We start from the raw sequence: 19,967 nt of genomic DNA on the forward strand, positions 1-19,967 counted from the left end.
GCAGCCAGTGTTATCGTTGACGACCATCGCGAGGGCTTGCTCCTACAGAAAACCAGCCAATAAAAGTGGCGTCAGAGTGGCGCTGAGTAGGTTCCCGGTCAAGGAAAAACCACCGCACCGGTCGGCCGATAGATTGGTGCTGGAGACTGTGCTAAAAAGACTGCCTAGTGATGCTGGCCCTTGAGTATCAAGGGTTTCGGGCCGCCGTTAACCGGCAAACGGACAAATTGATTCACAAAGGCGACGGTAGAGCATTTATGGAACAGCACCCCAGCGCCTTGAAGGTCATGGTGATCGACGATTCGAAGACGATTCGCCGCACCGCCGAAACGCTGCTCAAGAACGTGGGTTGTGAGGTCATCACGGCCATCGACGGTTTCGATGCCCTGGCCAAGATCGCCGACAATCATCCCGGCATCATCTTTGTCGACATCATGATGCCGCGTCTGGATGGTTATCAGACCTGCGCTTTAATCAAGAACAACAGTGCATTCAAGTCCACGCCAGTGATTATGCTGTCGTCCAAGGACGGGCTGTTCGACAAGGCCAAGGGCCGCATCGTCGGCTCCGACCAGTTTTTGACCAAGCCTTTCAGCAAGGAAGAACTGCTGAACGCGATCCAGGCCCATGTTCCGGGCTTCGCCGCCGTTTTGCCGCAGTAAGACACCTACAGTGACGCTCGGCCAACGGGCCTTGCGTCGACAAGAATGGGGAAGACCATGGCACGTATTCTGATCGTCGATGATTCGCCGACTGAAATGTACAAATTGACCGGCATGCTGGAAAAGCACGGCCATGAGGTATTAAAAGCCGAGAATGGCGCCGACGGTGTGGCCCTGGCCCGCCAGGAAAAACCCGACGCAGTGCTGATGGACATCGTCATGCCCGGCCTCAACGGTTTTCAGGCTACCCGACAGTTGACCAAGGATCCGGAAACCGGGCACATCCCGGTGATCATCATCACCACCAAGGATCAGGAAACCGACAAGGTCTGGGGCACGCGCCAAGGGGCCAAGGATTACCTGACCAAACCGGTTGATGAGGAAACCCTGCTCAAAACCCTGAACAACGTGCTGGCCGGTTGATCGTCCGGCCATGACCGAGTCGCTGACGGCTTTTGAACTGCTGCTGCAGATCGACCAGCGCTGTCGCTTGCTGGCGGCGGATTTGCCGTCCCAGCCGACCCACCAGAACAGCTGGAGCGGCATCGGTTTTCGCCTCGGTGAATGCTGGTACGTCGCGCCGATGGGCGAGGTCAGTGAAGTATTGCACGAGCCGCGTTTCACTCAGGTGCCGGGGGTCAAGCCTTGGGTCAAGGGCGTTGCCAATCTGCGTGGACGCCTGCTGCCGATCATGGATCTGTGTGCCTTTTTTGGACACGAGCTCTCGGTGGCGCGTCGGCAGCGGCGGGTGCTGGTGGTGGAGCATGAAGACGTGTTCGCCGGGCTGATGGTCGACGAAGTGTTCGGCCTTCAGCACTTCGCCCACGGCAGTCTTGAGGCTGTCGCGGGCGATGCGGTTTCCGGCCCGATGGCGGCGTTTGTCGAAGGCTGCTTTGAGGGCGAGCAGACCTGGCGGGTGTTCAGCCCGTTTGCGCTGGCGCGCTCGCAGGGTTTCATGAACATCGCGGTGTGAACGCGGCCCTTTGTGGGAGCGGGCTTGCCCGCGATGCAGGCAACTCGGTCTCATCTTGAACCGAGGTGATGCCATCGCTGGCAAGCCAGCTCCCACAGGGACGGTGTCGGGTTTGAAGTGAATTGGGCAGTACAGGCGAAGACCGATGACAAAAGCAAAAACAGGCAAGCCAATGGAAGGGTCGCGCAGTCGGTCGCAGATCATCGTGCTGTTCATCGCGCTGATCATCTTCATCATGCTGTTGTTCGCCAACTTCGCGTACCTCAACACCCAGGCCACGTACGACAAGCAGTACATCGGCCATGCCGGCGAGCTGCGCGTGTTATCCCAGCGCATTGCCAAGAACGCCACCGAAGCCGCCGCCGGCAAGGCCGCGGCGTTCAAGTTGCTCAGCGATGCGCGCAACGATTTTGCCCAGCGCTGGAGCTATCTGAAAAAAGGCGACCCGTCCACCGGCCTGCCTCCCGCACCGGCCGCCGTGCGCCCGGAAATGCGCGCCGTGCAACTGGACTGGGAACGCCTGCTGAAAAACACCGACGCCATTCTTTCCAGCGAACAGACCGTGCTATCGCTGCATCAAGTTGCCGCGACCCTGGCTGAAACCGTCCCGCAGTTGCAGGTCGAGTACGAAAAAGTGGTGGAAACCCTCCTGCAACGCGGAGCGCCCGCCGCACAGGTGGCGATGGCTCAACGCCAATCGTTGCTGGCCGAGCGCATCCTGGGCGCCGTCAACACGGTGCTGTCGGGGGATGAAAATTCGCAGCAGGCGGCCGACGCCTTCGGTCGCGATGCCGCACGTTTCGGCCAGGTGCTCAATGGCATGCTCCAAGGCAATCCGGCGCTGAAAGTCAGCCAGGTCGAGGACCGAGATGCGCGTGCGCGGCTGATCGAGATTGCCGAGCTGTTCGAGTTCGTTTCCGGCTCCGTCGATGAAATCCTCGAAACCTCGCCTGAACTGTTCAAGGTTCGCGAATCGGCCACCAACATTTTCAGCCTGTCGCAAACCCTGCTCGATGAAGCCTCGCACCTGGCCAGCGGGTTCGAAAACCTCGCCGGCGGGCGCGATACCGACACCATCGGCGGCTATGTGCTGGGCCTGGCGGCGCTGATGTCGATCATCCTCATCGGCCTGGTGATGGTGCGCGAAACCAATCGCCAACTGCGGGAAACCGCCGAGAAAAACGAACGCAACCAGAACGCGATCATGCGATTGCTCGACGAGATCGAGGACCTGGCCGACGGCGATCTGACCGTGACCGCGTCGGTGACCGAAGACTTCACCGGCACCATCGCCGACTCGATCAACTACTCCGTGGACCAGCTGCGTGATCTGGTGGCAACCATCAACCTGACCGCCGGGCAAGTCGCCGCCGCCGTGCAGGAAACCCAGGCCACCGCCATGCACCTGGCACAGGCTTCCGAGCATCAGGCTCAGCAGATTTCCGAAGCCTCCACCGCGATCAATGACATGGCCCAGTCCATCGATCAGGTGTCGGCCAACGCCGCTGAATCCTCGGCGGTGGCCGAGCGTTCGGTGGAAATCGCCAACAAGGGCAACGAAGTGGTGCACAACACCATCCACGGCATGGACAATATCCGTGAACAGATCCAGGACACCGCCAAGCGGATCAAGCGCCTGGGTGAGTCGTCCCAGGAAATCGGCGATATCGTCAGCCTGATCGACGATATTGCCGACCAGACCAACATCCTCGCCCTCAACGCGGCGATTCAGGCGTCCATGGCCGGCGATGCCGGACGCGGTTTCGCGGTGGTCGCGGACGAGGTGCAACGCCTGGCCGAACGCTCATCGGCGGCCACGCGACAGATTGAAACCCTGGTACGGGCGATTCAGACCGACACCAACGAAGCGGTGATTTCCATGGAACAGACCACCACCGAAGTGGTGCGTGGTGCCCGCCTGGCGCAGGATGCCGGTGTGGCCCTGGAAGAGATCGAAGGGGTGTCGAAAACCCTGGCGGCACTGATCCAGAGCATTTCCAACGCGGCACAACAACAGACGTCGTCTGCCGGTCAGATTTCCCTGACGATGAACGTGATCCAGCAGATCACCACGCAGACCTCGTCCGGTTCTACCGCAACGGCCGAGAGCATCGGCAACCTGGCGAAAATGGCCAGCCAGTTGCGGCGTTCGGTGTCTGGTTTCACCTTGCCCGCCACCAAGGCGCCGGTGGCGGACAAAGCTTGAACCGGACCACGGGTGCAGGCATCTTGAACGAAGTGGGGACTGGAGTGGTTATGGGTGATCGGCACGACTATGTGGCCCTCGAATGGGTCAAAGGCGAAATTGCCGAAACGCTGAAGCAGGCTCATCACGCGATCGAAACCCGGCTTGACGATCCGCAGGCGACGCACGCCCTGAGCGAATGCCTGGCGTATATCCATCAGGTTCACGGCAGCCTGCAGATGGTCGAATTCTACGGCGCGGCACTGCTCGCCGAAGAAATGGAGCAACTGGTCATCGCGTTGCAAGAGGGGCGCGTCAGTCACCGTGACGAAGCATTGCACCTGATGCTGCAGGCCTTGGGGCAACTGCCGATCTACCTTGACCGCGTGCAAGGTGCCCGCCGTGATCTACCCTTGGTCGTACTGCCGTTGATCAACGATTTGCGCAGTGCCCGTGGCGAAAGCCTGTTGTCGGAAACCAGCCTGTTCAGCCCGCAACTGCCGCACCTGCCGCCGTTGAGTGAACAATCCCTGGCGCTGCTGGAACCGGCCGAACTGCCGAACGTGCTGCGCAAGCTGCGGCAGATGTTGCAGATGGCACTGGTCGGTCTGTTGCGCGAGCAGGATGACGACACCCATCTCGGTTTTCTGGCGAAAGTCTTTGCCCGTCTCGAAAGCTTGTGTGCCAACGCGCCTCTGGCCCCGCTGTGGCAGGTCGCTTCGGCATTGGTCGAAGGCATGCGCGCTGGCGCCATCGCCAACAGTCCGGCGTTGCGCAGCCTGTTCAAGGATGCCGACAAAGAGCTCAAGCGTCTGCTGGAGCAGGGCATGCACGGCGTCAATCAGCCTCCTCCACCGGAGTTGCTCAAGAGTTTGCTGTTCTACATTGCCAAGGCCGAACATCCCACCGGGCAGATGCTGACCATGAAAGATCGCTACGGACTGGACGACGCGCTGCCCGACAGCGCAATGGTCGACGAAGAACGCGCACGGCTGGCCGGTCCTGACCGCGACGCCATGCGTTCGGTATTGGCCGCCTTGTGCGAAGAGCTGGTACGGGTCAAGGAGCGCCTTGACCTGTTCGTGCGTAGCGACCGGCAACACACTTCCGATCTGGACAGCCTGCTGGCACCCCTGCGGCAAATCGCTGACACCCTGGCGGTATTGGGCTTTGGTCAGCCACGCAAGGTCATCATTGATCAACTGGCGGTGGTGCTGAGCCTCGTCCAGGGCCAGCGCGCGCCCGACGATGCGATCCTCATGGACGTTGCCGGGGCGTTGCTTTATGTCGAAGCCACGCTGGCCGGCATGGTCGGCACGGTGGAGCCCGAAAGCCAGGAAGACAGCCGCCTGCCGACCACCGACCTGACACAGATCCACCAGATCGTGATCAAGGAAACGCGTATCTGCCTGCAACAGGCCAAGGACATGATCGTCGACTACATCGACGCCGACTGGGACCGCCAGCATTTGCAGGCACTGCCAGCGTTGCTGACCCAAGTGCGCGGTGCGTTGGCGATGATTCCGTTGAACCGCGCGGCGAGCCTGATCGAAACCTGCAACCATTTCATCCGCGAACACTTGCTGCTGGATCCGGGGCAGCCCGGCTGGCAGGAGCTCGACAGCCTGGCCGACGTCATCACCAGTCTCGAATATTATCTGGAACGCTTGAGCGATGACCCTGAAGCACCCGGCGAACAACTGCTCGACGTCGCCGAAAAAAGCCTGGCGTCGCTCGGCTTCTTCCCTAATGAAAAGTCCAGCGAACAGCATGTGCCGGTGCTTGATGATGTGCTGAGCCCCAGCGAAGCGCAGGTCATGCAGCAACGCCAGGAGCTTGATGGGCCAGCCATCGTCCAGACCCTCGCCGATGTGCTGGCCAGTCCGGTGTCCGCCCTGAATCCGCCCGCTGTCACTACCCCCGGCAGCCTGCTGCCGCCTCCGCCCGGCGAAGAGCCGGTGGACGATGAGTTGCGCGAGGTTTTCCTCGAAGAAACCGATGAAGTCCTGCAAGTCCTGCGCGAATACCTGCCGCGCTGGTCGGTCAATCCCGATAACCATTCGGCCTTGATTGAATTGCGCCGCGCCTTCCATACCCTCAAGGGCAGCGGCCGCATGGTTCGCGCATTGGTGCTGGGTGAGCTGGCCTGGGCCGTGGAAAACCTGCTCAACCGCGTACTGGAAAACAGCGTGGAACCAGGCGCCACGGTGCAGCAACTGCTCGGTGATGTGCTCAACCTGTTGCCTGAACTGGTGGCCGAATACACCGCCAATGCTCAGCGTCAGCGCAACGATGTCGACCAGTTGGCTGCCCGCGCCCATGCCTTGGCCAAGGGCGAGGAACCGGCCTGTGAGGAAGACACTCAAGACGTTTCGGCCCTTGATCCGCTGTTGCTGGAGATCTTTCGCAAGGAGGCCGAAAGCCATTTGAGCAGCCTCAATCGCTTTCTCGAACAGGCGGCCGAGCATCTGCCGCTGCAGGCCAGTGACGAGTTGCAGCGAGCCTTGCATACGCTCAAGGGCAGTGCGTCGATGGCGGGTGTGTTGCCGATTGCCGAACTGGCCGCGCCGCTGGACCAACTGTTGCGCGAGTACAAGGCGCATCAGGTGGCACTGGAGCTGGATGAAGTCGAATTGTTGCTGGAAGCCGAAGGCTTGTTCCGGCTTGGCTTGCGCCAGCTCAGGCGCGAGCCGTTGGCCGAAATACCCCGTGCCAAAGCGTTGATCGAGCGGGCCCAGGCCATGCTCGGCGAGCGTTTGCAAAACCTCTTGAACGCGCCGAGCAGCGGGTTGCGGGTCAAGCGCGATCCGCAGTTGATCAACAACTTCCTGGCCCAGGGCATGGACATCCTGCTGGATGCCGAAAGCCTGCTGCAGCGCTGGCAGCAGCACCCCGGCGAGCGCCAGGAACTCAGTGCGCTGCTGGACGAGCTGACCACCCTCGGCGAGGGCGCGCACCTGGCCGATCTGCATCCGGTGGATGAACTATGCGAAGCCTTGCTCGACCTCTACGGTGCCGTGGAAGAAAGCAGCCTGGCCGTCAGCGAGGCGTTTTTCCACGAGGCGCAAAGTGCCCATGAAGCGTTGATCAACATGCTCGACGAATTGGCCGCTGGCCAGGAAGTCAGCCCGCGTCCGGAACGGATTCGTGCCTTGCATGGCTTGCTTGATCAGAGCCTCGACCCATCGGCCATGGGCCTGATCCGCAGTGACGGCAGCCGCACCCTGAGCATTCGCGAGTTGGGTGATGTCACCGCTGAACTTGAAAACACACTCCACCCTGTGGGAGCTGGCTTGCCAGCGATGGACGTCAACGATGACGCGCATTCACTGGATAACCAAGTCGCCTGCGAGATCATCGCTGGCAAGCCAGCTCCCACAGGGGACCGCGCTAACGATCTGGAAGACGAGATCGTTTCAATCTTCCTCGAAGAAGCGGTGGACATCCTCGACAGCGCCAACCAGGCCTTGCAGCGCTGGTTGAACGATCCGCAAAGTGCTGCGCCGCTGTCGTCGCTGCAACGCGATTTGCATACGCTCAAGGGCGGCGCACGGATGGCCGAGGTCGAGCCGGTCGGTGATCTGGCCCATGAGCTGGAAAGCCTTTACGAGGGGTTGGTGGACCGTCGCTACAGCTACAGCGACGTCCTGGCGCAGTTGCTGCAACACAGTCATGAGCGCATGGCACAGTTGCTGAAGCAATTGCAGCAGCATCAACCGTTGGGCGATCCGAGTGAGCTGATCGAGGCGATACGCGCGTTCCGCCTGGGCCATGCCGGTAACGCCGACATGGTCGAACCGGCAGCCAGCAATGACTCGGCGCATCACGATGGCGAACTGCTGGACATCTTCCTCGAAGAAGGTTTCGACATCATCGAAAGCTCCGGCGCGGCGCTGTTGCGCTGGCAGGCTGAGCCTTCGAGCCGTCAGGAAGTGGAAACCCTGCTGCGCGACCTGCACACCCTCAAGGGCGGGGCGCGCATGGTCGAAATCGGTCCGATTGGCGACCTGGCCCATGAGCTGGAATTTCTCTACGAAGGCTTGTCGAGCGGTGAACTGAAATCTACGGGGGCGTTGTTCGAACTGCTGCAACGCAGTCATGACCGGCTGGCACAAATGCTCGACGCCACTCGCGCCGGCGAACCGCTGCCACCGGCAGACCGATTGATCGATGCGATCAAAAACTTCAGCCACCCGGCGGAACCTGAAGCTGCGCCAACGACCGCGCTGCCCGCGGCGGCAAAACCCGAGACGCCGTTGCTGCAAGCGGATGCCGGTGCAGACATGGTCAAGGTCTCGGCGGAGCTGCTCGATGACCTGGTCAACCTGGCTGGCGAAACCTCGATCTTCCGCGGCCGCATCGAACAGCAGGTCAGCGACGCCCAAGTGGCGCTGAACGAAATGGAAACCACCATCGAGCGGATGCGTGACCAGTTGCGCCGCCTCGACACCGAAACCCAGGGCCGGATTCTCAGCCGCCAGCAAGTCGACGCCGAGCGCCTGGGTTACGAAGAGTTCGATCCGCTGGAGATGGACCGTCACTCGCAGTTGCAGCAACTGTCGCGGGCACTGTTCGAATCCGCCTCTGACTTGCTCGACCTCAAGGAAACCCTCGACCGGCGCAATCAGGATGCGGAGAACCTGCTGCAACAGCAGGGGCGCATCAACACCGAGTTGCAGGAAGGCCTGATGCGCACGCGCATGGTGCCGTTCGAACGGATGCTGCCACGCTTGAAGCGCATAGTCCGTCAGGTGGCCGGCGAGCTAGGCAAGGACGTCGAGTTCATCGTCGGCAACGCCGAAGGCGAGATGGATCGCAACGTGCTCGAACGCATGGCGGCGCCCCTCGAGCACATGCTGCGCAATGCCGTGGACCATGGCCTTGAGCCTGCCGAAGTGCGGATCGCGGCGGGGAAACCGGCGCAAGGGCGAATCACCCTCGACTTGTTGCGCGAGGGCGGCGACATCATTTTCGATATCCGCGACGACGGTGCCGGCGTGCCTTTGGATGCCGTGCGGCGCAAGGCGATCAAGCGCGGCTTGCTCGATCAGGACAGCGACATCAGCGACCGTGACGTTCTGCAATTCATCCTGCAACCGGGGTTTTCCACGGCCGAGAAAATCACCCAGATCTCCGGACGGGGTGTCGGCATGGACGTGGTGCACGAAGAAGTGCGGCAACTGGGCGGCACCATGAGCATCGATTCCGTGCCGGGGCAGGGCGTGCATTTCCGCATTCGCCTGCCGTTTACCGTGTCGGTCAATCGGGCGCTGATGGTGCAATGTCTTGATGATCAGTATGCGATCCCGCTGAACACCATCGACGGCATCGTCCGCGTATTGCCCAACGAACTTGAAGGGCATTTCCGCCTCGATCCGCCCACCTACGAATACGCCGGGCAACGCTACGAGCTGTGCTATCTGGGCGAGCTGCTGAAAACCAGTGCCCGGCCAAAACTATTGGGCCAGAGCCTGCCGTTGCCGGTGCTGCTGGTGCAATGCAACGAGCGCCGCATTGCCGTGCTGGTCGACGCCATGGCCGGCACCCGCGAGATCGTGGTGAAAAGCCTTGGTCCGCAGTTCGCCGCAGTGCAGGGCGTTTCCGGCGCGACGATTCTGGGGGATGGCCGGGTCGTGCTGATTCTGGACTTGCTGGCGCCGATCCGTGCGATGCAGGCCCATGTGCCGCAGCGCCCGGCGAGCCACGAAGGCGAAGCCGAGCCGCAGCGGCCATTGCTGGTGATGGTGGTCGACGATTCCGTCACGGTACGCAAGGTCACCAGCCGCTTGCTCGAACGTCACGGCATGAACGTGCTGACCGCCAAGGACGGGGTCGACGCCATGCTGTTGCTCGAAGAGCACATGCCCGACCTGATGCTGCTGGACATCGAAATGCCGCGCATGGACGGCTTCGAAGTGGCGACCCAGGTCCGCAACGATGAGCGCTTGCAGCACCTGCCGATCATCATGATCACCTCACGCACCGGCCAGAAACACCGCGACCGGGCGATGGCCATCGGCGTCAACGACTATCTTGGCAAGCCGTACCAGGAATCGGTATTGCTTGAAAGCATTGCCCTGTGGAGCAAAACCCATGCTTGAGCGGCTGATCAGCCAGCGCACCAGCAACCTCACCGGCCTGTTGCTACCGCTGGCCGACCGTCACCTGATCTTGCCCAACGTTGCGGTGGCCGAGCTGATCGATTACCAGCCTGCGGCGTTCGACCTGGATACGCCACCCTGGTACCTGGGGCGGGTAACGTGGCGCAATCGGCAGATTCCGCTGCTGAGCTTCGAGTCGGCCTGCGGACAGAAAATCGTCATTGGCGAGCGGGCGCGAATCGTCATTCTCAATGCCCTGGGAGGCCGGCCCGAGCTGAAATTCATTGCCATGCTGGTGCAGGGGATTCCGCGCTCGTACAAGCTCGACAGTCAGTTGAGTTATGTGGATGTGCCGTTGTGTTCGCTGGAGAAAGCGGCGGTGCAAGTGGCTGACCAGGTGGCCAAGGTGCCGGATTTGTTGGCGCTGGAGGAGTTGTTGGTGAGTGCCGGGCTCGTCTGAAGGGCCCCTTCGCGAGCAAGCCCCACATTAGTCCGAGCTCCTCACAAAACCTGTGTTCACCTCGGTCCAATGTGGGAGCGGGCTTGAACGCGAACTTCAATCCACCGAAAACCTGACTGCTAAACCCTGGCCTGAGCCAATGCCTCATGATGATCCAGCGCCTGCTCCACCAACAAATGCACGCCATCGGCCATCCGGCTGAGCGCCAGGGCTACCGAGCGGCGGGAGCCTTCCACAACGTCCGCCAGATCGGCCGCAATGGCGCTGATGGACAGCAGGTCTTCGGAGGTATTGGCCAGAAGCGCTTCGGTGCCGACATCGGGAGAGACGGTGAAGAGCTGGAATTTTCGACGCTTGGCCGGTTTTTCGTGAGGGGACGGGAAGTAATGAGAGAGGGCGCGGTCGGCGGCTTCCTTGAGTTTTTCGTCTTCGAAGGAAGCTTGGGAATCGGGATCGGTTTCTGGGGGATTGGGAGTTACTTTGAAAATACATAACCCTTCATTTGATGAGTTTCAGCTGCACCATTCGATTTCCAGGCGAAGGGTGGCAGCTGTACGCAGGCTGGAAATCCGGGGGTAAATGAAGGAAACAACCCGGCAGACCCGAAGGTCTCCCACGCACAGCCGCCATAACGGAATGCACACATTCAAGGTGCGCAAGCATACGTTATGAAAGGCGCTTTTGCGTCATCTACACCTCGGATTTCCAGGCCCGGTCACTGAGTTGTCAGCGACACCCAAACGATAAAGATCAGCACAAAAGCGCACCAGTCAGCGGGTTCAGGGGGTGTTGTAGGTCACAACGTCAAACTGCGTAGCCTCACGCCGTTCCTGCAGACAAATGATTAAACAAAAAACATCGGTTCAGGCCGCTTGTGATGAGCAGGCTCATCCCGAATCTTGGTCGAGGCCTCGGGCCAACGCTTACCTATCAGTTCTACTAGTAGACACCTTCAGCTTAAGGGCCGAAACTCAATGCCATCAGCAAGGAGCAGCAGGAGCCCTGCCAATGCCTTCCCAAAACAAAGAAGTACTCTGCACTTATCATTATGATCCGCTGGATTGTCTAATTGGCTTGAATTCGGCCACACAGGACACTCTTCAGCGCTTTTATTGCAAAAGACGATTGGTCACGGAGATTCATGGCCTAGCTCGCTGTTCAATCTTGCAGCAGGATGATCTGTTATTGGCACAGCGGATAAGTTTGGGCGACACACTGGAAACGGCTTTGTTGGCCACTGATCAGCAGCGTTCAGTGATGCACACAGTTGGTGGGAATTCGCCTGCAATTGCTTATTCACCTTATGGCCATCGTCACGCGGATAATAGTTTAACCAGCTTGTTGGGTTTTAATGGTGAGCGGCCCGATGCGATCACCAGACACTATTTGTTGGGTAACGGATATCGGGCGTTCAATCCGATTATGATGCGATTTAATAGTCCGGACAGTTTGAGTCCGTTTGGTAAGGGGGGGATTAATCCCTACGCCTATTGTTCGGGGGATCCTGTGAATGGCTCTGACCCAACAGGCCATATGCGTTGGTTTTTGATGTCAACCATAGACTTTGTAGACGTTTTAAGAGATGCAAAATTGGCTGATATGAGTGCCTTTTCGGCTGGGCATAAATTTTCATATCTAAAACACTCAAATAATCTGAATAATCCACTATCGAATTCGAACGCTCAACTTGCAAAATGGAGAGCTCCGGCACGTTTTTCGAATGAGCGATCAGTGAATTTACATAGCGCGCTGGATAAAGATCCATTGAACATGGATCTTATCAAGAAATTTTCTAGGATAGAGCCTATTCGCACATTTCCCTTCTCGAATATTTTTTCGGGGAATTTTTTAAATCCAAAAATTAATAATTTTTTCGAACATCGTGACAAATACCGTGGTGTATTAGATCAATTGGAAAGAGTTGCTAGCTTTGGTAATGGTAATTCAATTACCCCTAGGTTGAGTCGCGCTCATGCAAAATTTAGCGTAGCCGCAGTCCAAACTGAGCTTGTATCGAGTGGAAATAAACGTGGCGCGACGGAGGTGTCTACGGCGGCAACTTATCGATTTGCACAGAAACTAAAGAAGATACGAGAAGACGTGAATTAGTTTCGGTAACGGTAACAATTCACCACTTAGCGAGTTCCGGCATTGCTCTAGGTCGTGACATTAGGCTGGGCATTCACTCACTGTGTCTACGAACAAATATTCAAATACAGAACCCAATGGGTTGGAAAAGAATGAAAAGTCCCAAAAAAGGGACCTATCGTTCCCTTTTTAGGACTCTTTGGTTGTCCACTGTGCAAAACCTCTCCCTCAGCGAAGCCTTGTTCACGACCACTCAGCAAAAAGTGCTGGGCCTGTTGTTCGGCAAACCCGACCGAAGCTTTTACGCCAACGAGATCGTGCGCTGGGCTCAAGTGGGCAAAGGCAGCCTCATGCGCGAACTGGATCGTTTGCAACGGGCGGGGGTGCTGACGATGTCCCGACAGGGCAACCAGACTCACTATCAAGCCAATCCCGATTGCCCGATCTATACAGAGCTTATGGGTATCACCCGCAAAACCTTCGGTATCGCACAGCCTTTGCGCGACGCATTGCAGGCCTTCGCCGATCAGCTCGATTGGGCGTTTGTCTATGGGTCGATCGCCAAGGATCAGGCCAACGCATCCAGTGACATTGATCTGATGCTGATTGGTAAAGGGCTGCACTACAGTGAAGTGATGGAACGGCTCTTGCCCCTGGAAGAGCAACTGAGCCGCACCTTTAACCCGACGCTCTACACCCCCGAAGACTGGGCCGCAAAAATAAAGGCTGAAAACAGCTTCGTCGTGCGGGTAGCGCAACAGGACAAGATCAATCTGATGGGTGAGAGCCCTGTGGAGTCCAAGGATGGGCAGCAACGAGAGTCTGGAGAATCTGGTACGTAGCGGTGGGTTGAAGGTCGAGCCGCCGGAACGCACGGAATGCGAAGGCTTGATGCGTTCGGCCATCGCTTGACTGAAAGACGCACAAACCCTTTCTCTTTCCTTCGCAAGTCGATTCGATTTGGCTTACAACGCTGCTCACGCCATTGCGCTGACTGCCCTGCGGTTGAGTGGCTATCGCTCCGACAAGCGCTACCTGGTTTTCCAGTGTCTGGTTCATACCGCCGATGCGAACAAGCTTCAGGTCCGACTTTTCGCCTTGTGTCATGAGCGGCGAAATCTGGCGGAGTACGAAGGCTATATGGATGAAGATGAGGCATTGCTGGCGCAATTGCTGGAAAGTACTTCCCAGCTTTTGATTCGAGTGCAGGAGCAGATGGCTGAGCTGTGATGTTCCATGGCGCAAGACTTTGGAGACTTTACTGACGCCATCGCGGGCAAGCCCGCTCCCACAGTGACCGTGTCGGTCACAAATTTTGTGTACGGCGCGAACCTTGTGGGAGCGGGCTTGCCCGCGATGGGTCAGTGAAGGCAACCATTAACTTGACCGTAACAATCCACCACGCTGCTTGATTGATGCCCCCACCCAACGCTCCTAATGTGACCCCCACGACAGCGAACCCGTGGAGTGGTCATGACTACAACAATATCCCCCGACTCGCGATGGACGCGGCGGCGCAGCGAAAAGCAGCGGCGTCTGGAGTTGGTTAAATCCCTGGCTGATGGGGTGGTGCTGCCCACCGACAAGATCGTCGCGGCGCTCGAGGCATTGATCTTGCCGGGCGATCGCGTGGTACTGGAGGGCAACAACCAGAAGCAGGCGGATTTTCTTTCGCGCTCCCTGGCCAAGGTCGATCCGGGCAAGCTCCACGAACTGCACATGATCATGCCCAGCGTCGGCCGCTCCGAGCATCTGGACCTGTTCGAACGTGGTATCGCCCGCAAGCTCGATTTCTCTTTCGCCGGCACCCAGAGCCTGCGCATCAGCCAGTTGCTCGAAGACGGCCTGCTGGAAATCGGCGCGATCCATACTTACATCGAACTCTATGCGCGACTGGTGGTGGACCTGATTCCCAACGTCGTGCTCTCGGCCGGCTTCATGGCCGACCGTGCCGGCAACATCTATACCGGCCCAAGTACCGAAGACACTCCGGCGCTGATCGAACCGGCGGCCTTCAGCGATGGCATCGTCATCGTCCAGGTCAACCAGTTGGTGGACGACGTCAGCGACTTGCCGCGTGTGGACATTCCTGCGTCGTGGGTCGATTTCGTGGTGGTGGCCGACAAGCCGTTCTACATCGAGCCGCTGTTCACCCGCGACCCACGGCACATCAAGCCTGTGCACGTGTTGATGGCGATGATGGCGATCCGTGGCATCTACGAAAAACACAACGTGCAGTCGCTCAATCACGGCATCGGGTTCAACACGGCCGCTATCGAGCTGATCCTGCCGACCTACGGCGAATCCCTCGGCCTCAAAGGCAAGATCTGCCGCAACTGGACGCTCAATCCGCACCCGACGCTGATCCCGGCGATTGAAAGCGGCTGGGTTGAAAGTGTGCATTGCTTCGGCACCGAGCTGGGCATGGAAAACTACATCGCCGCCCGGCCCGATGTGTTCTTCACCGGACGCGACGGCTCGCTGCGTTCCAACCGGATGTTCAGCCAATTGGCCGGACAGTACGCCGTGGACCTGTTCATCGGTGCCACGCTGCAGGTCGATGGCGATGGCCATTCTTCCACCGTGACCCGTGGACGGCTGGCCGGTTTCGGCGGCGCACCGAACATGGGTCACGACCCGCGGGGTCGCCGCCACGGTACGCCAGCCTGGCTGGACATGCGCCACGGCGATGCCGCCGAGCCGTTGCTCGAACGTGGCAAGAAACTGGTGGTGCAAATGGTCGAGACCTTCCAGGAGGGCGGAAAACCAACCTTCGTCGAAACCCTCGACGCCATTGAAGTGGCGAAGAAAAGCGGCATGCCACTGGCGCCGATCATGATCTACGGCGACGACGTAACCCACCTGTTGACCGAAGAAGGCATCGCCTATTTGTACAAGGCGCGCTCGCTCGAAGAACGTCAGGCCATGATTGCTGCGGTCGCTGGCGTCACTGCCATCGGCCTGCGCCACAACCCGAAAGACACCGCACGCATGCGCCGCGAAGGCTTGATCGCCTTGCCCGAAGACCTCGGCATCCGCCGTACCGACGCCACCCGCGAACTGCTCGCCGCCAAGAGCGTGGCCGATCTGGTCGAGTGGTCCGGCGGCCTCTACAACCCACCCGCCAAATTCAGGAGCTGGTAATGCACGCACTCAACCTGCAACCAGAAAACCTGAGCCTGGCCGAGCGGCTGGCGGATAGGGCGGTAGACGCGCTGATCGACGAAGCGGACCTGTCGCCGAAACCGGCATTGGTCGACCGTCGTGGCAATGGCGCCCACACCGATTTGCACCTCGGGCTTATGCACGCTTCGGCGCTGGCCTTGTGGCCAGCGTTCAAGGAAATGGCTGAAGCCGCTGTCGAGATCGGCGAGATCGGTTTGCCGCTGCGCGAAGCGATCGGCCTGATCGGTCGCCAAGGCGAGCAATCGATGCTCACCACCACCAACGGTGTGAACACTCATCGCGGGGCGATCTGGGCGCTGGGCTTGTTGGTCGCCGCTGCCGCGCTGGAGCCTGAATCCACCGCCGCCGGTTCCATCGCGTTGCGCGCGGCAAGGCTGGCCTTGCTCGATGATCGCTTCGCGCCACGTCCCCTCAGCCACGGCGCGCAAGTCGCGCAACGCTACGGTGCGCGCGGTGCCCGGGAAGAAGCCCAACTGGGATTTCCGGCAGTTATCCAACGGGCGCTGCCGCAACTCAAGCGCAGCCGCGCCAACGGGCATGGCGAACAGAACGCTCGGCTCGATGCGCTGCTGGCGATCATGACCGATCTGGCCGACACCTGCGTGCTGTACCGCGCCGGCGAACAGGGCCTGCGCACCATGCAAATCGGCGCCCAGGCGGTACTCGATGCCGGTGGCAGTGCCAGCCTCGCCGGACGGCGCCGGCTGCACCAGCTCGACCAACAACTTATCGCGTTGAATGCCTCGCCCGGCGGTGCTGCCGACCTGCTCGCAGCCTGCCTGTTGATCGACGGTATCGAGTCGGGCGACAGCCTGCAAAAGGGAGTTTTTTGATGGAAACCTTATCTTTCGAATTCCCCGCCGGGCAGCCGCCACGCGGTCGCACGCTGGTGGGCTGTGTCGGTTCCGGCGATCTCGAAGTACTGATCGAACCGGGTCAGTCCGGCAAGTTGACCATCACCGTGCAGACCTCGGTCAACGGCAGTGAACAACGCTGGCAGCATCTGTTTGCACGGATGTTCGAGGGCCAGATGCCAGCCGCTATGGACATTGATATCCACGATTTCGGCGCAACCCCCGGTGTGGTACGTCTGCGTCTGGAACAAGGCTTCGAGGAGATCGGCCATGACTGACAGCGCCTCGTTGCTCAACAAGCACAGCTTCGTCGAACTGGGTGCCCGGCAACGGGCGAAAGCCTTGCTCGATGCCGGTACTTTCCGTGAATTGCTCGACCCGTTCCAGCGCGTCATGTCGCCCTGGCTGGCGCGTCAGGGCGTGGTGCCGCAAGCCGATGACGGCGTAGTCATCGCCAAAGGCAGCCTCGATGGCTTGCCGGTGGTGATCGCCGCCATCGAAGGCGCTTTCCAGGGTGGCAGCCTTGGCGAAGTCGGCGGGGCAAAGATTGCCGGCGCACTGGAACTGGCCGCCGAAGATAACCGCAAAGGCATCCCGACCCGTGCCGTGCTGCTGCTGGAAACCGGTGGCGTGCGGTTGCAGGAAGCCAACCTCGGCCTGGCGGCGATTGCCGATATTCATGCGGCGATAGTCGATCTTCGCCAATACCAACCGGTCGTGGGCGTGGTGGCGGGCAGCGTGGGTTGCTTTGGCGGCATGTCGATCGCTGCCGGGTTGTGCAGCTATTTGCTGGTGACGCAGGAAGCACGACTTGGCTTGAACGGTCCGCAGGTGATCGAGCAAGAAGCCGGGCTGGAGGAATACGATTCGCGGGACCGTCCGTTCATCTGGAGCCTGACCGGTGGCGAGCAACGCTTCGCCAGCGGCCTGGTGGATCGTTATGTCGCTGACGATGCGGCGCAGATCCGCCAGCAAATCGGTGATTTGTTCAAATTGGGTCTGCCGACACGGCAACGCAGTCAACAAGCCGATCTGTACCTGCAACGCCTGGCGCGTCTGAATGCCGAGCCGCAAATCGAGCCCTGCGTGGTTCGCGAACTGTATCAAGGAGAGCGTTCATGAGTGCGTATTCCCTCAGAGGCTTGAACTGGTTCAAGGCCTTGGGCGCCGATGCCAAACCCGTCGACGGATTGCCGGCCTCGCTGAAAGTCGCCGATGGTTTTTTCGCCGGGCAACCGGTGCGATTTATCGCCGTGGTAGCCGACCCGGCAAACCGTTTTGTCCGCGCCCGTCATGGCGAGGTCGGATTGCTCGAAGGCTGGGGTCTGGCCAAGGCTGTGGATGAAGTGATTACGGCGGATCAGGACAAAGCGCAGAAACGTGCCTTGATCGCCATCGTCGATGTGCCGAGCCAGGCTTATGGTCGACGCGAAGAAGCGCTGGGCATTCATCAGGCGCTGGCAGCTGCCGCGGACAGTTATGCTCGTGCACGCCTCGCCGGTCATGCCGTGATCGGTTTGCTGGTGGGCAAGGCGATGTCCGGGGCGTTCCTGGCCCACGGGTATCAGGCCAACCGACTGATCGCCCTGCGTGATCCGGGTGTGATGGTGCATGCCATGGGCAAAGCGTCGGCCGCGCGGGTGACCTTGCGCAGTGTCGAAGAGCTGGAAACCCTGGCTGCCAGTGTGCCGCCGATGGCCTATGACATCGACAGCTATGCCAGCCTCGGCCTGCTGTGGGAAACCTTGGCGGTGGAACAGATCGAACAGCCGACGGCGGCGGATCTGGCGCGGGTGACTGAATGCCTGACGCTAGCGATTGACGATGTTGCGCACAAGGGCGCCGACCTCAGCGGTCGTCTCGGCGCGACCAATCGTGCCGCTTCGAGCAAGGTCCGCCAATTGCTGAGTGAGCAGTGGTGAACGCGCCCCTGGCCCACGACCTGCTCTGGGGCATGACCCCGGCGCAGTTGCCTGCGAATGCGCCTGCGTGGGCAGTCGAGTCGCTCAACTCGGGGCAACCGGTGGTGGTGCGCCGCGCGCTGTCGGCAGCGCAGCGGATTGCGGTCGGCGTGCGCGGGCGTTTGCGTGAGCAGCGTTATGCGACGTCGATGGCGATGGCTTCTATTACCCGTCGCGTAGCGCCCGAGGAACTCTGCCGTGTCGATATCGCCCGTGACTTGCCGGCACTTGAAGCCTTGGCGCAATTGCGCCCTGCGCTTGATGCGTGCGGCTGGGTCTGGGGCGTCAGCGGCAGTGCCGGCTTCGAATTGGCCAGCGGCTTTGCAGCGCTGCATCAGGGCAGTGATCTGGATCTGATTTTGCGTACGCCACTACCTCTGGCGCGTGAGCAGGCTCGGGAGTTGCTGGCGTTGCTCGATACGGCGCCATGTGTCGTGGACATGCAATTGCAGACGCCGTCGGGTGGTGTTGCCTTGCGCGAATGGGCCGGCACTTCGAATCGTGTGCTACTGAAAAACACCCGCGAAGCCTGCTTGGTGATTGACCCATGGAACCCGCAGGAGCAAGCAGCATGAGCAGCTTGCTGGTGTTCCCGGGACAAGGCGCGCAACAGCCGGGCATGCTCCAGCGGTTGCCTCGGCAAACCTTGAGCGAGGCGAGCGACATTCTTGGTGAAGATGTTTTGCTGCTGGATTCTGCGCAATCATTGCAGTCGACAAGGGCCGTGCAGCTTTGCCTGCTGATCGCCGGTGTGGCGGCTTCACGGCAGTTGGCGATGGACCCGGATCATGTCGCGGGGCTTTCCATCGGTGCCTATCCGGCAGCGGTGGTGGCCGGAGCCCTGGCGTTCAGCGATGCGTTGCATCTGGTCAGCCTGCGCGGTGAGCTGATGCAACGGGCGTATCCACAGGGCTATGGCATGACCGCGATCATCGGTCTGGACCTGGCCACCGTGGAAGGTTTGCTGGCGCAGGTGCACAACGTCGACACGCCGGTTTACCTGGCCAACATCAACGCCGATAACCAGGTGGTAATCGCCGGCAGTGACGCTGCGATGAAGGCAGTGGCTGAGCTGGCAAGAAGTCGCGGGGCAGGGCTGGCCAAGCGTCTGGCGGTGAGCGTGCCTTCGCATTGCCCGCTGTTGGACATGCCTGCAAAAACCCTCGCCGAAGCCTTCGCCAAGGTGCAACTGCAAACCCCGAAGATCGGTTACCTGAGCGGCAGTCGCGCGCGGCCGGTGTTCAAGGTTGATGCGCTGCGCGACGACCTCGCTTTCAACATGTGCCGCGTGGTGGATTGGCGCGGCACTGTGCAAAGCGCCTACGAGCGTGGCGTGCGTCTACAGATCGAACTGCCGCCCGGTGCGGTGTTGACCGGGCTGGCGCGCCGGGTATTCGAGCAAGGCACCGTGATTGCCTTCGACGGTGCACGGCTCGATACCCTGCAGGCGCTGATGCGTGAGGAGGGAAGCCGCCACCCTTAGATCCGCGAGTCAGG

General features: G+C 60.1%; 16 protein-coding genes and 1 pseudogene. 16 read left to right on the forward strand and 1 reads right to left on the reverse strand.

Going from position 1 to position 19,967, the window contains the following annotated elements; all coding sequences use genetic code 11:
• Positions 1-257 precede the first annotated feature (257 nt).
• The 6 genes from pilG (at position 258) to D8U69_RS15645 (ending at position 10,381) form a co-directional block, all read left to right on the forward strand.
• On the forward strand, positions 258-662 hold the full coding sequence (gene pilG / locus D8U69_RS15620; protein ID WP_056854372.1) for a twitching motility response regulator PilG: 405 nt from the start codon (positions 258-260) through the stop codon (positions 660-662).
• A gap of 57 nt (positions 663-719) precedes the next feature.
• Positions 720-1,085: a twitching motility response regulator PilH gene (pilH, locus tag D8U69_RS15625; protein ID WP_056853968.1), complete on the forward strand. Its 366-nt coding sequence runs from the start codon at positions 720-722 to the stop codon at positions 1,083-1,085.
• Between the two features lie 10 nt (positions 1,086-1,095).
• Positions 1,096-1,635, forward strand: a complete 540-nt coding sequence (locus tag D8U69_RS15630; RefSeq protein WP_056853967.1) for a chemotaxis protein CheW — start codon at positions 1,096-1,098, stop codon at positions 1,633-1,635.
• A 172-nt stretch (positions 1,636-1,807) separates the two neighbouring features.
• The gene (locus D8U69_RS15635) at positions 1,808-3,841 is read left to right on the forward strand and encodes a methyl-accepting chemotaxis protein (protein WP_236708450.1); all 2,034 of its coding nucleotides are present in this window, start codon (positions 1,808-1,810) and stop codon (positions 3,839-3,841) included.
• A 50-nt stretch (positions 3,842-3,891) separates the two neighbouring features.
• Positions 3,892-9,921: an Hpt domain-containing protein gene (locus D8U69_RS15640; RefSeq protein WP_056853965.1), complete on the forward strand. Its 6,030-nt coding sequence runs from the start codon at positions 3,892-3,894 to the stop codon at positions 9,919-9,921.
• A gap of 4 nt (positions 9,922-9,925) precedes the next feature.
• Complete coding sequence (locus tag D8U69_RS15645; RefSeq protein WP_130907694.1) at positions 9,926-10,381, forward strand: chemotaxis protein CheW; 456 nt, start codon at positions 9,926-9,928, stop codon at positions 10,379-10,381.
• Positions 10,382-10,500: 119 nt separating this feature from the next.
• Here D8U69_RS15645 and D8U69_RS29790 read toward each other — a convergent pair whose 3' ends face one another.
• Entirely contained in the window at positions 10,501-10,869 is a 369-nt protein-coding gene (locus tag D8U69_RS29790) for a DUF6124 family protein (RefSeq protein ID WP_130907695.1), read from the reverse strand.
• Between the two features lie 520 nt (positions 10,870-11,389).
• On the opposite strand from D8U69_RS29790, the gene D8U69_RS15655 reads away from it, so the two are divergent.
• The 10 genes and pseudogenes from D8U69_RS15655 (at position 11,390) to mdcH (ending at position 19,953) form a co-directional block, all read left to right on the forward strand.
• Complete coding sequence (locus D8U69_RS15655) at positions 11,390-12,490, forward strand: RHS repeat-associated core domain-containing protein (protein WP_130907671.1); 1,101 nt, start codon at positions 11,390-11,392, stop codon at positions 12,488-12,490.
• A 191-nt stretch (positions 12,491-12,681) separates the two neighbouring features.
• Complete coding sequence (locus tag D8U69_RS15660) at positions 12,682-13,311, forward strand: nucleotidyltransferase domain-containing protein (RefSeq protein WP_130907696.1); 630 nt, start codon at positions 12,682-12,684, stop codon at positions 13,309-13,311.
• Positions 13,274-13,699 (forward strand): annotated as a pseudogene (locus D8U69_RS15665) (hypothetical protein). Before D8U69_RS15660 ends, D8U69_RS15665 begins: the two are co-directional and overlap by 38 nt.
• 243 nt (positions 13,700-13,942) lie before the next feature.
• Positions 13,943-15,613 carry a malonate decarboxylase subunit alpha gene (mdcA, locus tag D8U69_RS15670; protein ID WP_130907672.1) on the forward strand — a complete coding sequence of 557 codons (1,671 nt, stop codon included), beginning with the start codon at positions 13,943-13,945 and terminating at the stop codon, positions 15,611-15,613.
• Positions 15,613-16,488, forward strand: coding sequence for a triphosphoribosyl-dephospho-CoA synthase (locus D8U69_RS15675; protein WP_130907673.1), 876 nt, complete (start codon positions 15,613-15,615; stop codon positions 16,486-16,488). The genes mdcA and D8U69_RS15675 overlap by 1 nt, the downstream gene beginning before the upstream one ends.
• Complete coding sequence (locus D8U69_RS15680) at positions 16,488-16,787, forward strand: malonate decarboxylase subunit delta (RefSeq protein WP_056853961.1); 300 nt, start codon at positions 16,488-16,490, stop codon at positions 16,785-16,787. Before D8U69_RS15675 ends, D8U69_RS15680 begins: the two co-directional genes overlap by 1 nt.
• Entirely contained in the window at positions 16,780-17,631 is an 852-nt protein-coding gene (locus D8U69_RS15685) for a biotin-independent malonate decarboxylase subunit beta (protein ID WP_130907674.1), read from the forward strand. Before D8U69_RS15680 ends, D8U69_RS15685 begins: the two co-directional genes overlap by 8 nt.
• The gene (gene mdcE, locus D8U69_RS15690; RefSeq protein WP_130907675.1) at positions 17,628-18,431 is read left to right on the forward strand and encodes a biotin-independent malonate decarboxylase subunit gamma; all 804 of its coding nucleotides are present in this window, start codon (positions 17,628-17,630) and stop codon (positions 18,429-18,431) included. The genes D8U69_RS15685 and mdcE overlap by 4 nt, the downstream gene beginning before the upstream one ends.
• A complete protein-coding gene (locus D8U69_RS15695; RefSeq protein WP_130907676.1) occupies positions 18,425-19,045 on the forward strand; it encodes a malonate decarboxylase holo-ACP synthase in 621 nt (206 codons plus the stop codon). The genes mdcE and D8U69_RS15695 overlap by 7 nt, the downstream gene beginning before the upstream one ends.
• Positions 19,042-19,953: a malonate decarboxylase subunit epsilon gene (gene mdcH / locus D8U69_RS15700; protein WP_130907677.1), complete on the forward strand. Its 912-nt coding sequence runs from the start codon at positions 19,042-19,044 to the stop codon at positions 19,951-19,953. The genes D8U69_RS15695 and mdcH overlap by 4 nt, the downstream gene beginning before the upstream one ends.
• The last annotated feature ends 14 nt before the right edge of the window (positions 19,954-19,967 follow it).

The sequence above is a fragment of the Pseudomonas sp. Sample_16 genome (assembly GCF_004307665.1).
Lineage (GTDB): Bacteria > Pseudomonadota > Gammaproteobacteria > Pseudomonadales > Pseudomonadaceae > Aquipseudomonas.